This window comes from Brevibacillus sp. 7WMA2 (genome assembly GCF_010748895.1).
Lineage (GTDB): Bacteria > Bacillota > Bacilli > Brevibacillales > Brevibacillaceae > Brevibacillus_B > Brevibacillus_B halotolerans.
On the sequence record NZ_CP048799.1, the window covers coordinates 941,094 to 958,719 of the forward strand.

General features: G+C 43.8%; 1 protein-coding gene. It reads left to right on the forward strand.

Annotation, left to right across the window (positions count from 1 at the left end; genetic code table 11):
• The first annotated feature begins 1 nt into the window (after position 1).
• Positions 2 to 17,620, forward strand: a complete 17,619-nt coding sequence (locus GOP56_RS23675) for an SDR family NAD(P)-dependent oxidoreductase (protein ID WP_254068595.1) — start codon at positions 2 to 4, stop codon at positions 17,618 to 17,620.
• Positions 17,621 to 17,626: the final 6 nt, after the last annotated feature.

Below are 17,626 nucleotides of genomic sequence, written 5' to 3' on the forward strand. Positions count from 1 at the left end.
TATGAAATCTAATGAATGGGATTCCCTGCTAGAAAAAGTGAAAAGCGGTCATCTCCAAGTTGATGAGGCAATGGAACAGGTAAAAGGCAGGATGGCTGAGCGTAAAAATGGCGTATCTTCTCTGCGCCTACGAGAAGAGCGAAATCTTGCGCCGGAAATCTATGAATGTAACGAAAGCTTTCTTAAAGATCATAAGGTTCATAAAGAAGAGGTTATTATTGGCGTGACGCATGCTAGTTTAGCATTAAATGCCTTTTTTACGTTGTTTCCTCAGGAAAACAATGCCTGCCTTCATAAACTCAATTTTATAGAGCCTATTGAGGTCAAAAAAGGGCAGCGTGTTGAGGTTGTAGTACAACCTTTTGAGAAGGGTACAAGCGTTGATTTTCACGTCATGTACAAACACGAACCATCTGCTGCATGGAAAATGACGGCAACGGGAAGCTTTCGAAAATCACAATTATGGAACAAGAGGGTAGATATAGAGAGCTTAAAAAAATCGTCTAAAGAATATGTTCTTATGGATCGTATTTACTCAATTAACTCTGTAGTTGAATTAGGAGACAGCTTTAGAAATATTAAAGAGCTGTATAAAGGTGATGATTACGTTCTTGCTCACGCTGTTCTAACGCAAGACTCTTTTAAAGAAAATCATGATTATGTACTTCATCCGCTCCTGATTAATAGCGCCTTTTTGGCTACGGTTCCTCTCATGAATCAGGGAGAGGACTGGGATGGTTTTTTACCTTTTGGCATCAAGGAGCTTACATTTTGTAAAACAGAAAAAGTAGAGCAGTGCTGGATCGTAATTAAACTGGTCAAGACTTCGGATGAGTTGATTATTTTTAACGCGGAGCTTGTAAATGAGGAGTCAGAGGTTATTGCCCGCTTCACGGAATGCTCCATCAAGCGTCTTCGTTTCACAAACAAAGCCATTAAACAGGATGAAACGAACCCTAGTTCCTTATCAAATACCAGCGATCTGTTGGGTAGGATTCAACAATACTTTGTAAATAAAATACGTTCCATTACCCAAGGTAGGCTTACGATCACCAATTTTAACGCAAACCTCATGGAGCTGGGCTTGGATTCTTCGCAGTTGATTACACTTACAAATGAGATCGAAAAGGAAATGTCTATCGAGTTAACTCCAACCTTATTTTTTGAATATCCCAGTATAAAAGAGCTTACAGCGTTCTTTTTCAGGGAATATAAGGATTTATTTCACGAGATGCTAGGCTCTTCCTCGGACGAGATGAGTCAGGCTGAGGCTCCAACCATGGCTACTCAGGATATGGTTATGCAGCAGTCAGATACAATTCAGACAGCCTTTCAAACGAATCAACAAAATATACAGACAGAGCTGGCCATATCGACAGGTACGCCTGATTCTGGCAAAGAAGATATCGCCATTATTGGTATGCACGGGGTATTTGCTGACTCAGCTAACCTAGACCAATTCTGGAGTCATCTCTTTCGTCAAAAGGACTTAATAAAGGAAATTCCGCTTGATCATTGGGATTATCGCCCTTGGTACGATGAAAATGCGGAAGCTCAAAATAAAACCTACTGCAAATGGGGCAGTTTTGTTGATGATGTAGATAAATTTGACGCGGAATTTTTTAACATTTCTCCACGGGAAGCGGAGTGGATGGACCCGCAGATTCGGCTTTTGCTACAAAGTATTTATGCAACTGGAGAAGACGCGGGCTATATCAAACAATTGCGAGGAAGCAACACGGGTGTATTTGTCGGCGCCTGCCTGCATGATTATGCAGATCGTATTGCAGAGATGAATCTTCCGGTAGATCCTTACATCGGTACAGGAAACGCCCAAACTGTTATTGCCAACCGTGTTTCGTTTATCTTTGATTTCAAAGGTCCGAGCATGGCTATAGATACAGCATGTTCGTCCTCTTTATTTGCTTTGCATTCGGCTTGCCAAGCATTACGAAACAAGGAATGCGACATGGCTTTTGTGGGGGGCGTGAATCTATTATTGTCCTCTTGGCATTATCGATATTTTTGCAGTATCGGTGCTTTATCACGCTCGGGTCGATGCCACACCTTTGATGAATCTGCTGATGGCTATGTACCGGGGGAAGGTATTGCGAGCATTTTATTAAAGCCGTTATCGCAAGCAAAAAAGGATAACGATCACATCTACGCAGTAATCAAAGGATCAGCCGCCCTGCATGGAGGTCATACGCCATCACTGACCGCACCAAGTGTAGCCGGAGAGGAAAATGTAATTCTAAAGGCTTGGGAGAATGCTGGTATCGAGCCTGAAAGCTTAAGCTATATTGAAGCCCATGGAACCGGCACTAAATTAGGTGATCCCATCGAAATTAGCAGTGTTAAAAAGGCGTTCAACCATTTTACAGGCAAGCAGCATTTTTGTGCGATTGGGTCGGTGAAGGCAAACATCGGACATACTGAGGGGGCGGCTGGTCTTGCCGGGGTGCTGAAGGTAATTTTACAAATGAAGCATAAGCAAATTCCTGCGATGCCGATGTTTCATAAACTGAATTCATACATTCAATTGGATAATTCCCCCCTGTATATTAATCGGGAAAATCAAGAATGGAAAAGTCCAAATGGAGTTCCCAGACGAGCCGGAGTTAGCTCCTTTGGCTTCTCCGGCGCTTATGCGCATGTAGTGCTTGAAGAATATTTGCCAAAGACGCAGGAGCGAGACAGCACGGGTTTTCAGGCTGAAAAACCTGTTGTCATTGTGATGTCAGCAAAGAATGAAGAGCGGTTACATGAACGTGTCAAACAATTCCTATCAGCAATTGACGACATGCAACTCACAGATGCTGATTTGCTGAGTATAGCCTACACCCTTCAGGTGGGCAGGGAGCATATGGAAGAACGCTTAGCAGTAGTTGTGTCTTCTATTATGGAACTCGAACAGAAATTGGAGGGGTATTTAGCAGGACACCCGAATACTGAAAACGTATGCAGAGGCTTGGCACAAAGCAATCATCAGTCTGTGTCCGCATTTGTGGCTTATGAGGAAGGGAAGGAAGCTGTTAACAAGTGGATTGCCCAAGGTGCATATATAAAACTGGCAGAGTTGTGGGTGAGGGGAGCAGATATTGAGTGGGATGAGCTATATAGCAAGAGTAGCCCCCGCCGTATGAGTCTTCCAACATATCCTTTTGCCCGGGTTCGCTACTGGATACCTGAAATAGAAGTAAAAAATAGTGTCTCGGTTCAGATTCACCCTCTGCTCCATGAAAATACCTCGGATTTTACCGAACAGCGATTCCGTTCCGTGTATACAGGCCGTGAGTTTTTCCTAGCAGACCATCTTGTAAAGGGACAACGTGTTCTTCCAGGGGTAGCCCATCTAGAAATGGCACGTGCCGCCGTGAAGGTTGCAGTGGGGGATTTAGAAGAAGACCGATCTGCCATATGCTTAAAAGACGTAGTGTGGACGAAGCCGATAGCTGTGGGAACTGAGCCGGAGTCGATATTCATTGGACTATTTCCGCATGAAAATGGAGATATCGCGTATGAAATCTATAGTGACTCTCAAATGGCAGGTAGCGAACCAATCGTACACAGCCAAGGTACAGCGTTTCTAAGCAATGTTTTAGAATCGCCCGTGTTGGACGTAAAAGGTATACTGGCTCAATGTAAAAAAACCAAATTAAACGGGACTCAATGCTATGCGTCATTTAAAAAAATGGGTATCGAGTACGGTGCAGGCCATCGGGGAATTGAGAATATCTACATCGGTACGGGACAGGCATTGGCAAAGCTTATGATACCTTCTACTGTTACGAATACAAAAGATGATTATACCCTGCATCCAAGCATAATGGATTCCGCTTTTCAAGCCTGCATTGGTTTGGTCGACGGCGTGGAAGAAGGTAGGCTTTCTTCTGCTAAACCGACTTTACCATTTGCCTTGCGTGAAATTGAAATTTTTGGCGGTTGCAAGCCAAGCATGTGGGCTTTCATTCGAGATGCCGCAGGTAATCATACAGAAGACAAGTTTCAGAAATTTGATATTGATCTATGTGATGATCAGGGCAAGGTTTGTGTTCGGATGAAGGCATTATCCTCAAGAGTTTTAGAGGGAGAAATACAAGTCAGGGATAGCTTCTCTCTTAAAGAAACAAATTCCCTGATAGATTACTCGGATGACATCAACATGCTGATCCCTGTGTGGGATGCCGTAGCGGTTAAGAAAACACAGACCGCTTTTCCTCATACTGACAGAGTGGTACTCATCGGAGGGGAACAAAAGAGTCGTGTTATAGAGCAAAAGCTCCCTTACGTTCATCGAATAAATATTCGCCCTGACGATGATGCAGAAGCCATTGTCCACAAGCTAAATGAATATGGTCAGATCGATCATATTATATGGATTGCACCACAGTATGAAATGGAATCCGTAACAAATGAAACATTGATTGAACAGCAGGAAAAAGGTGCTATTCTGTTTTTTAGAACACTCAAGGCATTGCTTCGTTTGGACTATGCTTCCAGAGAGTTAGCGTGGAGCATCATCACGACACAAGCTCAGGCTATCGATAAAAATGAGAAGGTTAATCCTACACATGCAAGCTTACATGGATTAGTCGGTACTATGGCGAAAGAATATGCCAACTGGGGTGTACGACTTTTTGATTGGGAAGCGAACGAGGATTGGCCTATTGATGATATGTTAACCATGCCCTATGATTCTCTGGGGAATAGCTGGTTGTATCGAACAGGGCAATGGTATAGACAAAAATTAGTTCCCTACCATAATCCGATATTGGAACATACAAGATACAAACAGGGCGGAGTCTACGTTGTAATCGGTGGCTCCGGCGGTATTGGCGAAGCATGGAGCGAGTATATGATTCAAACCTATCAGGCCCAGATCATTTGGATCGGTCGACGGCAAAAGGACGAAGCTATACAAGCGAAATTGGACAGGCTTGCTCAAGTAGGTAAAGCTCCTTATTATATCGCGGCAGACGCGACTGACTTACATGCCCTGACAATGGCTTATGAAGAAATAAAACAACAATTTTCGAAGGTCAATGGGGTCATCCATTCCGCAATTGTGCTGTTAGACCAAAGCTACGCTCAAATGGATGAAAAACGCTTTATAGCCGGACTTGCCCCTAAGGTTGATGTGAGCGTGCGGCTTGCGCAGGTTTTTCAGAAGGAAGAATTAGATTTTGTCTTGTTTTTCTCTTCACTTAGCTCATTTACCAAAGCAGCCGGGCAAAGCAGCTATGCCTCAGGCTGTACCTTTAAAGATGCCTTTGCCCATCAGCTTTCGCTGGAATGGAAATGTACCGTGAAGGTGATCAACTGGGGCTATTGGGGAAGTATAGGGACTGTAGCTACAAAGGACTATCAGGAGCGCATGAGACAGGCTGGTTTGGGTTCTATTGAGCCTGCTGAGGCTATGGATGCATTGGAAAAGCTACTCTCTGGACCAATCAATCAGTTAGCTCTGTTAAAGACGACGAAATCATTTATGATGGACGGTATTTACTTTGATGAAGCAGTGTCTGTGAACTCAGCTATTAGTAAGTCCAGCATCAATAGCATCCGTGAGCGGGAAGAAAACGCTAACGGCCTGTTGGAAAGCCTCCAAGACTCCTTAGCAAGAATGGCTTCTTCTATTCTGGAGGTGCATCTGGACGAAATCGATGGCGATGCTTGGCTACATGAATATGGCTTCGAACCTGTTACGTTAACCGAGTTTGGCAATAGTCTTAATCAGCAATATGGACTTGAACTGACAACCAGTATTCTTATTGAACTTCAAGCTCTAAATCGTATTGCTGAATATCTGATAGAAGAATATGGGGATGTTCTTGCTCCTTATTTCCTAAAAGCTATTTTACCTAAATCAAACACATCCATGATGGTTGAGCAAATGAAGCATATGGAAGCAAGGCTTGCTAGATTACTATGGGCTCACTTTTGTTCCTTAGAATGGATTCCATTTGATTTTGCCAGCATGGAAGATATAAAAGAGAAAGCGCGAGTTCAACACAAATACCACAGATGGTTTGAAGAAAGCATAGCGTTTTTTGTTGAACATCAGTATTTGACGCAGGAAGGAAAATCCTACAAAGCAATTGAAACCACATCGGTGGATATGCGGGAAGAATGGAAAAAATGGGATCAACAAAAGCAAGAATGGCTTGCGAATGAAGACATGAGGGCTCAAATCATTGTAGTGGACAAAATGATGAGGGCTTTATCCGATATTCTTTTAGGCAAGGTACGTTCAACTGATATTCTCTTCCCCAATTCCTCAATGGAATTGGTAGAAGGCGTCTACAAAAACAATTCATTATCTGATTACTATAATGAGCTGCTAGCTGATACGGTTGTGGCATATGTTCAAGAGAAAATCAAGGAAGATTCCTCCGTGCAGATTCGCATTTTAGAAATAGGGGCAGGTACTGGCGGAACAAGCGCTATGGTTTTTGCAAAACTGAAGCCATATCAAGCTTACATAGGGCAGTATTGCTACACGGATGTGTCAAAATCCTTCCTACTTCACGCCGAGAGGACATATGCAAAACAAAATCCATATGTAACCTTCCAAATCTTTGATGTGGAAAAATCGTTAGTCCAACAAGGGATTCCTGTAGGTGAGTATGATATTGTTATTGCGGCAAATGCGCTGCATGCTACCAAAAATATTCAGAGAACCCTACGTAATGCAAAAGCGGCGTTGAGGAAAAATGGGTTACTTCTTTTAAATGAACTTACTGGCAAGTCGTTATTTAGTCATTTGACCTTTGGCCTGCTGGAGGGCTGGTGGCTGTACGAGGACGCAGGACTGCGAGTTCTTGGCTGCCCAGGATTGAGTCCGATAGTCTGGAGAAAGGTGCTAGAGAGAGAAGGTTTTCATTCGGTATTTTTCCCAGCGCAGAAGTGCCATTCTTGGGAACAGCAGATTATTGTTGCAGAAAGCGATGGTGTGATTCGACAACAGCTCCCTGATTTCGAGGAAACAGGCGCAGACTCTTATTCACACGAGCAAAACAGCAATAAGATGCTCGCGTCCATTCATTCTACTGAGCCAGAACGATTACTGACACCAAATAAACCACAACCAATTCCACATAGTAGCATTGCTACGTTTGGAATTGCTGTGACGGATCAAATGCTAGAAGATCATGTCAGAACAGTCATTCGCGAAAATGTAGCAGCTTCTCTGAAGATGGAAGAGGATCACATCCGGAACGACCGCAGCTTTTCCGAGTATGGAGTAGATTCGATTGTAGCGGTCAATTTAGTGAACCTGCTTAACAAACAATGCAATGTAAAGCTACAAACAACCGTTTTATTTGATTTCAATAATGTAGATCAATTGACAAAGCATATCATTTCTGAATATCGAGACGTTTTATTAGAATCTCTACACGAAAATGTGCCTATTTTAGAGGAACCGAGCATGCAATACCAGGAAGCGTCAATGCCACAAGCTGTTGAAGAGCAAAAGCATAAAGCTTATAGCCGTACACGTCGTAGCTGGCGGAACAACCGTTTTTCTACATCGGCCGTTTTATCTGCCTCAGACACTGAACTTGGGCAGCAATCGACCTATTACCGGGTTGTGATGGATCGGCCAGGAGGAATAGAAGACATAAAGGTCGTTCGCTCTGAAATTCCAGCTTTGCAAGCGAATGAAGTTCGCATTTCAGTTCGTGCTTTCTCCTTAAACTTTGGAGACCTTCTTTGCCTGAGAGGGTTATATCCTACAATGCCTCCATACCCGTTTACACCAGGGTTCGAAGCCAGTGGTGTTGTTATCGATGTTGGTGAAAGTGTGACCTCGGTTCAACAGGGGGATGAGGTAATCGTGGCGCTGGGAGCATCCTTTGGAGGACAAGCCAGCTTGATTACTTGTCCGGAAGAGCAAGTGTTTATCAAGCCTTCAAGCATATCGTTTGAGGAAGCATGCACCCTACCTACTTCAGCCATGACCATGATAAATGCGTTTCGCAAAGCTGAGTTAAAACAAGGGGATAAAATTTTAATTCAAACAGCAACTGGGGGAACAGGACTTATTGCTGTTCAACTGGCCAAGCATTATGGCGCTGAAATCTATGCGACAGCAGGTTCTAAGCATAAGCTAGATTATTTAGAGAAGCTGGGTGTCCCTTACAGGATTAATTATGTTGAGACGGATTTTGAACAGGAGATCAAGCGACTTACGAATGGCGCAGGGGTAGATGTCATCATCAATACTTTGCCAGGTGATGCGATCCAAAAAGGATTGAACTGTTTATCTCCTAATGGTCGATATATAGAGCTTGCGATGACCGCTCTGAAATCAGCTAAAGCGATCGATCTATCTGTTTTAGGCAGTAATCAAACCTTCTATAGCGTGAATTCTAGAAAATTAGCCAACGAAAATCCGGAACAAGTAAGGGAATATTTCCATGAGATGCTGACTTTGGTTGAGGCAGGAATTGTGCAACCTACCATTTTTAAGGTTATCTCATTTGATCAAATCAAAGAAGCGTATCGTTATATGGAGGACAGAAAGAATATTGGGAAAATTGTTGTCAGCATCCCTGATGAATATCAATACAGAGAGACGGGACTAGCCGATAAAGCTCTTATTCCTACAACGGGTTCCAGAATGCTGGCATCACATCAAGATCAAATTGCCATTATTGGTATGAGCGGACGATTCGCCAAATCGGATTCAGTCAATGAATTATGGGAGCATCTTGCGAAGGGAACAGACCTGATTGAAGAAATAACAAGATGGAATCTGGCGGATTACCCGGCGTCCAAAGAAAATAATTTTTGCAAATACGGAAGCTACTTGGATGATATTGATAAATTTGATCCGTTATTTTTTAACATTTCAGGTCTTGAAGCCACATATATGGATCCACAGCAACGACTCTTTTTGGAGGAAGCTTGGAGAGCCTTGGAGGATGCTGGCTACGCGGGTACCGATAACGGAAATCGCAAGTTCGGCGTTTATGTAGGAAGCAGCGGTGGGGATTACACGCAATTATTCGATGACAAAGCCCCCGCTCAAGCTTTCTGGGGAAATGCGGGTTCAGTCATTCCTGCAAGGATTGCCTATTATCTAAATTTGCAGGGGCCTGCGGTCACCGTTGATACAGCATGTTCCAGTTCGCTTGTTGCCATCCATTTGGCTTGCCAAAGCTTACGGGCAAACGAAACAGAAATGGCGTTAGCTGGCGGGGTATTCATTCAGACTACTCCGACATTCCACATGAGTGCGAATAAAGCGGGAATGCTTTCTCCAACCGGTCGCTGTCATACCTTTGACGAGCAAGCAGACGGATTTGTCCCCGGAGAAGGGGTGGGAGCCATTGTTCTCAAACGCCTCCAAGACGCCATTGCCGACGGAGATCATATCTATGGTGTCATTCGCGGTTCAGGCTTGAATCAAGATGGAACGACCAATGGATTAACAGCCCCAAGTGCTATGTCACAAGAGCGTTTGATACGGGAGGTATATGACACGTATCAGATTGATCCAAAACAAATTCAGATGGTAGAAGCTCATGGAACAGGCACCAAATTGGGAGATCCGATTGAGTATCAGGCGCTGACGAAAGCGTTTCGGAGCTATACTGATCAGAAGGAATACTGCTCGATTGGCTCCATCAAGTCAAATATTGGACACGCGGCCGCAGCAGCAGGGATTGCTGGTGTTATCAAAATATTACTTTCCTTACAGCACAAGCAAATTCCGCCTTCTTTGCATTTTCATAATGGTAATTCTAATATCCAGTTTGATGGTAGCCCCTTCTATGTAAATACTGAGCTTAGAGCCTGGGATGTGGAAGATGAGGCGAAACGTTGCGCTGTTGTCAGTTCCTTTGGATTCAGTGGTACAAATGCGCATATTGCTATTGAAGAGGCGCCGAAGATTGAACGAAAACATGCGGAGAAGCCAGGTTACCTCATTGTTTTATCCGCGTGCACATACGATCAGCTAAAACAGCAGGCCGAACAAGTACTCTGCTTTTGTGAACAACAGGACAACCTCGACTGCGGTAATGTAAGTTACACGCTTATGCAAGGCAGAAAACATTTCCAGCATAGATTGGCTTTAGTGGCTCGTAGTCAGGATGAGCTGATCAGACTGCTCAAGAAGTGGCTGGAAAAAGGGAAAGCGTCTCAAGTTTACTATTCAGAGAGCAACAGCAATGATTCTAGAGTTCAGCAATCCTTAAAACGATTCGGAAATCAGTGCATTGCCGAATGCCAAAATACAATCAAAGCCACTGAATACCTAGAACACCTGTCATCAATCGCAGAGCTGTATGTGCAAGGCTATCCCTTATCCTATGAGCAATTATTTGAAAAGCAAAAGTACGCAAGAATTCCTCTGCCTACATATCCTTTTGCCAAAGAACGATACTGGATTTTGGATAGGAATGTAGAAACACAGCAAAATCGAAATGTTCATTCAGAGGGGCAAAAGGCTGGTTCAACTGCTGCAAATCAGATGACCAGAGCTTCTGTATTACATCCGTTGCTTCACCAGAATACTTCCGATTTTACAGAGCAAAGATTTAGCTCAACCTTTACAGGTGAAGAATTTTTCCTTTCAGATCATGTTGTAAATGAACAAAGGTTATTACCTGGTGTAGCTTATTTGGAGATGGCGAGAGCAGCGATGGAGTTGGCGACAGGAGGTAAGAATGACACGCTAGGCAACATCCGCTTGCAAAACGTAGTATGGGCAAGGCCGATCATTGTATCCCAGCAATCGGTTCATGTACACATTAGACTCTATCCTGAGGATAATGGCGAAGTTGTCTATGAGATTTATAGCAATACAGAAGCAAGTGGCGAAGATGTTGTCATGCATAGTCAAGGCAGAGGCTCTTTTGATGTTCATGATCAACCTGTACAGATTCTGGATTTGCAAGAATTACAGGCTATGTGTAATGGAAGAGAACTATCGGCTGAAGAATGCTATGAAGCTTTTACGGATATGGGAATTATCTATGGACCTAGCCATCAGGGAATCGAAAAAGTGTACGCAAAAGATGGCAAACTATTGGCTAAGTTATCCCTTCCTCCTAGCATTACTGATACGGAAACAGAATATGTGCTGCATCCAAGCATGATGGATTCTGCTCTACAGGCATCCATAGCCTTTTTGATCGGGAATACTGACTTCCAGCCCTCTCTGCCATTTGCTCTTCAAGAGCTTGAAATATTTGATAGATGCACGGCTGAGATGTGGGCTTTACTTCAATACAGCAGTGACGGACAGCCACAAGCAAATGTGAAGAGACTAGATATTGACTTGTGTGATTCGCATGGAAAGGTCTGTGTCAGAATGAAGGGTTTCTCATCGAGAGTCTTGGAAGGCGACCGGCAAAATGAACGTGTGCTTCAGACGGATGGGATTGAGCCAGCTAAGAAGTCATGGATGGAAACAAACCTGTTAACACCAGTCTGGGATAGGGTACAGGCAGATGAACAAGTAATTTTTCCAGCTTCACATCATCGTATTGTTATTGCCGGGGAAGAGGATGAGAGGCTTCAAGCAGTCAAACTGCATTTTCCAACAGCGCAGACCCTAAAGCTGGACTCTCAAGACTCAATCACTGAGGTTGAGGAGAAGCTGAGGTCTTACGGTACCATCGATCATATCGTATGGATAGCTCCGAAGCATTCCTTAGAAGCATTGGCGAGTAATGGACTTATTGATCAGCAAAATAAAGGAGTGCTTCAATTCTTCCGATGGGTAAAGGCTATCCTGCGTCTGGGCTACGGTATCAAAAACGTAGGCTGGAGTATCATAACCGAACAAACGCAACCCATTCATGCTAACGATTCTATTCATCCAGCACATGCGAGTCTGCATGGATTGATAGGCTCAATGGCGAAAGAATATCCTAATTGGTCCATTCGCCTAATCGATTTGGAAAAGGATCGTGCTTGGCCGATTGCGGAAATGTTTCGTTTGCCTGCCGATAAAAAAGGAAATGCCTGGGTGTACAGAGAATCGGCATGGTATCGCCAGCAGTTAGTTTCTGTTTCCCATTTTGAAGCAGATCACAGTAGGTACAGATATGGTGGCGTATATGTGGTAATCGGTGGTGCTGGAGGTATAGGTGAGGTATGGAGCGAGTATATGATTCGCACCTATCAGGCACAGGTTGTCTGGATTGGTAGACGCCAGAAGGATGAAGATATTCAGAAAAAAATCAACAGGCTAGGAAAGTTAGGACCAGAGCCAGTCTATATTGCAGCAGATGCGAAAGATCAGCATGAACTTACACAAGCATATGATGAAATTAAAGCGAAGTATATGCGGATTAATGGCGTAGTCCATTCAGCCATTGTTTTGTTGGATAAAGGCTTAGCTAATATGGATGAGGAGCGTTTCCGAGAGGGGCTGTCCGCCAAAGTTGATGTGAGTGTGCGGATAGCGCAGGTTTTTGATAAGGAACCTCTTGAATTTGTATTGTTCTTCTCTTCTATTACTTCTTATACGAAGCCAGCCGGACAAAGCAATTATGTGTCAGGCTGCACATTTAAGGATGCATTTGCGCACCAGCTTTCCCTAGAATGGTCCTGCCCGATCAGGGTGATGAACTGGGGCTACTGGGCTAGCGTGGGAATTGTAGCATCGAAAGCTTATCAAGACAAAATGGCACTGGCAGGCATTGGTTCTATTGAGCCAGATGAGGGCATGAAATCGCTTGAGGCCCTGCTTGCAGGATCATTACAACAAATGATGATGATTAAATCTACAAACCCAACTCTCCTAGAAGGAATGGTACTGGAAGAACAAATAAATGTCCTTCTTGAACGAATGACATCCCATGTACGAAATGTAGAGAATCGTGTTCCAGCAGAACAAGATTCGCGGATTCAATCTGTACAAACAGACATGAGCCAGCCAATGAAGGAGATGGAAGAGCTCCTCGGCAAATTGCTTTGGGGTCAGTTCCACATGATGGGATGGATAGACTATGACAATTGTACAGCCGGTAATCTACCATCTGGCTTGCAGACTTCATACCATAGATGGTTTGAAGAAAGTATAGAGGTACTGAAGAGTTGCTCTTACCTACAATGCTCTAGTGATATGAATGTAACGATCAAGACAAATGAAGTGAACCTTGAAGCGGCATGGAAGGAGTGGGAGAGTAAAAAAGAGGCATGGCTTTGTAACAACAATATGAAAAATCAGGTGATTTTAGCAGAAAAATCGCTGCGGGCTCTGCCTGATATTGTGACGGGAAAGGTGCTTGCAACTGATATTCTCTTCCCAAATTCTTCAATGGAGTTAGTAGAAGGCATTTATAAGCATAATTTGGTGGCAGATTACTTTAATGAGATGCTAGCTGATACCATTGTTGCTTATGTACAAGAGAAAGTAGAACAGGATAGTAGCTCAAAAATCCGCATTTTAGAAATTGGAGCAGGAACAGGAGGAACTAGTGCGATTGTCTTTGATAAGGTAAAACCTTATCAGGAGCATATCCAGGAGTACTGCTACACAGATTTGTCTAAAGCCTTCCTATTGCACGCAGAAAAAACATACGGCTCACAAAATCCTTATGTAACGTACCAACTTTTTGATGTAGAGAAGCCATTGGAGGAACAAGGCATTAGCGTAGGGGCATACGACTTAGTTATTGCGACAAATGTCCTGCATGCCACTCAAAACATACGGCAAACATTACGAAATGCGAAGGCAGCCTTACAGAAAAATGGCTTGATTCTCATCAATGAGATAAGTACAGCTTCATTGTTCACTCATGTAACTTTTGGGCTGTTAGAGGGCTGGTGGCTGTATGAGGATGCCGAGATACGAATTCCGGGATGTCCGGGATTATTTCCAAAAACCTGGAAGGAAGTGCTGGAAGCAGAAGGATTCCGTTCTGTTTTCTTTCCAGCCTGGAAAGGGCATGTGTTAGGTGCTGCCATTATTGTGGCAGAAAGTGACGGAATGATACGCCAGCCGCATTCCTCATCGGAGAGACCGATTATGCAAGGATATGATCAAATGAGCCGTCAATTGACGTTTGAAAGGTACGAATCAGCTAGTGAAAATCAAGGTTTGCAGGATTCGAACATACAGATTAATCATTCTACTAGACCAAAAACAAGCAGCGCTGGTCAAATCGGATTGGATGTAGGGGATCAAATGGTCAAATCAAAAGTTAGATCGCTGATACGTGAAAATATTGCTGAAGCATTACAAATGGAAGAGAAACGAATCCAGAATGACAGAAGCTTCTCGGAATATGGCGTGGATTCGATTATTGCTGTAAATCTAGTCAACCTGATTAATCAAAGATGCAATCTCACACTACAGACAACTATTTTGTTTGATTACAATAATGTAAATGAATTAACAGAATATATGATTCGTGAGCATAAGGCTCAGGTGGTTGAAGCTCTTTGCGAAAATAAAACGGATCAAGGATTAGGCTCAAGATCAGGATCAGGGTTAAGTTCAGGCTCAGTAGCAAGCGGTATTCAGATAAATCCCTCGGCTGAAAGCCTTGAGGATAAGCAAAGAGCCTATAGTCACAAGCCGCTTACCCGTAACCGTTTTAACAGACAGGAAGCAACCTTGACATCTGTTCCAGTCACTAATTTGGAAGACACAACCACCTTGTCAACCTATCATAGAGTAGTGATTGAACGACCGGGCGGAATCGATGATCTAGGGATGGTTCAATCAGCAATCCCTACCGTCAAAGCCAATCAAGTTCAGGTAGCTGTTCGAGCATTTTCCTTGAATTTTGGAGATTTGCTATGTGCAAGAGGACTGTATCCTTCCATGCCTCCATATCCATTTACACCGGGATTTGAAGCGAGTGGTGTTGTTGTCGATGTCGGAGAGGGGGTCACCTCCGTACAACGGGGAGATCAGGTAATAGTCGCTATGGGAGAGGATATTGGTGGACAGGCAAGTCTTATTACCTGCTCCGCTGAGCATGTCTATCATAAACCTGAAACTCTAACGTTTGAGGAAGCTTGCTCACTGCCTGCTGTCGCGATCACGATGATTGATGCTTTTCATAAAGCACGCATCAAACGCGGAGAAAGAATCCTAATACAAACAGCGACAGGCGGCACCGGACTGATTGCGGTTCAGCTAGCGAAATATTTTGGCGCGGAAATCTATGCGACAGCCGGCTCTCAGCACAAGCTTGATTATTTAGAGAAACTAGGTGTGCCTTATCGGATTAATTACCTAGAAACGGATTTCGAGCAGGAAATTAATAGACTCACGAATGGACAAGGGGTTCATGCTGTAATTAACACATTATCGGGTGACGCTATTCAAAAAGGGATGAACTGTTTAGCTTCGGGAGGAAGATATATCGAGCTTGCCATGACGGCTCTCAAATCGGCCAGAACCATTGATTTGTCTGTTTTAAGTAAAAATCAATCATTCTATAGCGTAAACATCAGAAGGCTAGCTCTCGAAGAGCCAGAAACCCTACGTGGCTATTGGGATCAAATGGTTGCTTATGTAGAGCAGGGGATCATTCGACCAACTATCAGTCAAATTGTTCCCTTCCCTCAGTTCAAAGAAGCGTATCACTGTATGGAAAACAGAAAAAATATTGGCAAAATTGTAGTGAGTATTCCTGAAGGATTCCAGCATCTAAGACCAACAGTAAGTGATAATTCCTTGGTAACCATGAATGATTCGGGAAATTCAGCCTTAAGGCAGGATGCGATTGCCGTTATTGGAATGAGTGGACGGTTTGCGAAATCGAACTCCGTACATGAGCTATGGAAGCATCTAGCTGCAGGCACTGATTTAATTGAAGAGGTTACCAGATGGAATCTTTCAGAGCACGATGCTGATTGCACTCCAGAAGGGATGGACTCTTGCAATCACGGAAGCTTTATGGATGAGATCGAGCAGTTCGACCCGCTCTTTTTTAATATTTCAGGCTTGGAAGCGACCTATATGGACCCTCAACAACGCCTTTTTTTGGAAGAATCCTGGAAGGCGTTAGAGAATGCTGGGTATGCAGGTTCAGGTGAACACACCCATCAATGCGGAGTCTATGTTGGTAGCTGTGGCGGCGACTATGCCAGATTATTTGGAAAGGGCGCTCCTCCTCAGTCCTTTTGGGGAAATGCCGGATCTGTAATCCCGGCACGAATTGCCTATTACCTTAATTTGCAGGGTCCTGCCGTAACGGTTGACACGGCTTGCTCAAGCTCGCTCGTCGCCATTCATTTAGCTTGCCAAAGCTTGTGGACAAAGGAAACAAACATGGCACTTGCCGGTGGGGTTTTCGTTCAGTCCACACCAGAATTTTATTCGGTGTGCAATCGAGCTGGAATGCTATCTCCAAGCGGACGCTGTTACACCTTTGACGACAAGGCTGACGGATTTGTACCCGGAGAAGGAGTTGGGGTTGTTGTCCTCAAGCGCCTTCAGGATGCGTTAGCTGATGGAGACCATATTTATGGAGTTATTCGAGGCTCAGGCATTAATCAGGACGGTACAACGAATGGAATTACGGCTCCGAGTGCGAATTCACAAGAACGTTTGGAGTGTCAGGTATACGATACCTTCCATATAAACCCTGAGCAGATTCAAATGATTGAAGCACACGGAACAGGAACAAAGCTAGGAGATCCAATTGAATATCAGGCGCTGACGAGAGCATTTAAAAAGTATACAGATAAAAAAGAGTATTGTGCGATCGGTTCGATCAAAACGAATCTCGGACATCCAGCCGCCGCCGCTGGTATTGCCGGATTTATCAAAGCTTTGCTCTCGCTTATGCACCAGAAGATTCCACCTTCCTTGCATTTTGAGTCAGGAAATTCCAACATTCGGTTTGAGGAAAGTCCGTTCTATGTCAATACAGCTCTCAAAGAATGGACAGTTGACGCGGGTGTCAAGCGACGTGCGGCTGTTAGTTCCTTTGGATTCAGTGGGACAAATGCTCATATCGTGATCGAGGAAGCACCACGGAATGAGAGAAGGCATGTAGAAAAGCCTGCCTATATGATTGTATTATCTGCCCGCACTACCCATCAGCTACGCCAGCAGGTCGAGCAATTGGTGCAATATTGTGAGCTTGAGCCTACTGCTGACTTTGGAAACATGAGCTTTACCTTATTAATGGGAAGAAAGCATCTTACTCATAGAATTTCTTGCATAGCCCGTAATCAGGCCGAGCTAATAGAATTATTGAAAACATGGCTGAAAAAAGGCAAGGCTATGCAAATCTATCAGGCTGAGCTTCATGGAAACGAGGAGAACATCCAACAAGCTCTGCTACGTTATGGAAATCAATGCATCGAAAATTGCCGACATCATAGCCAGGATCGAGATTATATGGAGTATCTATCTGTCATTGCAGATCTCTATGTGCAGGGATATCCGCTGGAATACGAACAATTATTTATAGGCGATGGATATGGGAGAATCCCTTTGCCTACATATCCATTTGCTCGTGAACATTATTGGGTTGAAGAACCGCGCTCTTCCAAAGAGAGGTCTGCTGTAAGCCATGGTCAGCATGCGTTTGACGAATCACTTTGGAATGAATTATTTGATCAGGTGATCAATGAATCAATTCATGTCGATACCGCTGTTTTGAAAGCGAAGAAATTCCTAATCAACTAGGAAGGT

Bases quoted from the DNA above. Each gene is read 5' to 3' on its own strand.
- GOP56_RS23675 (WP_254068595.1), top strand. From the start codon at position 2: ATGAAATCTAATGAATGGGATTCCCTGCTAGAAAAAGTGAAAAGCGGT.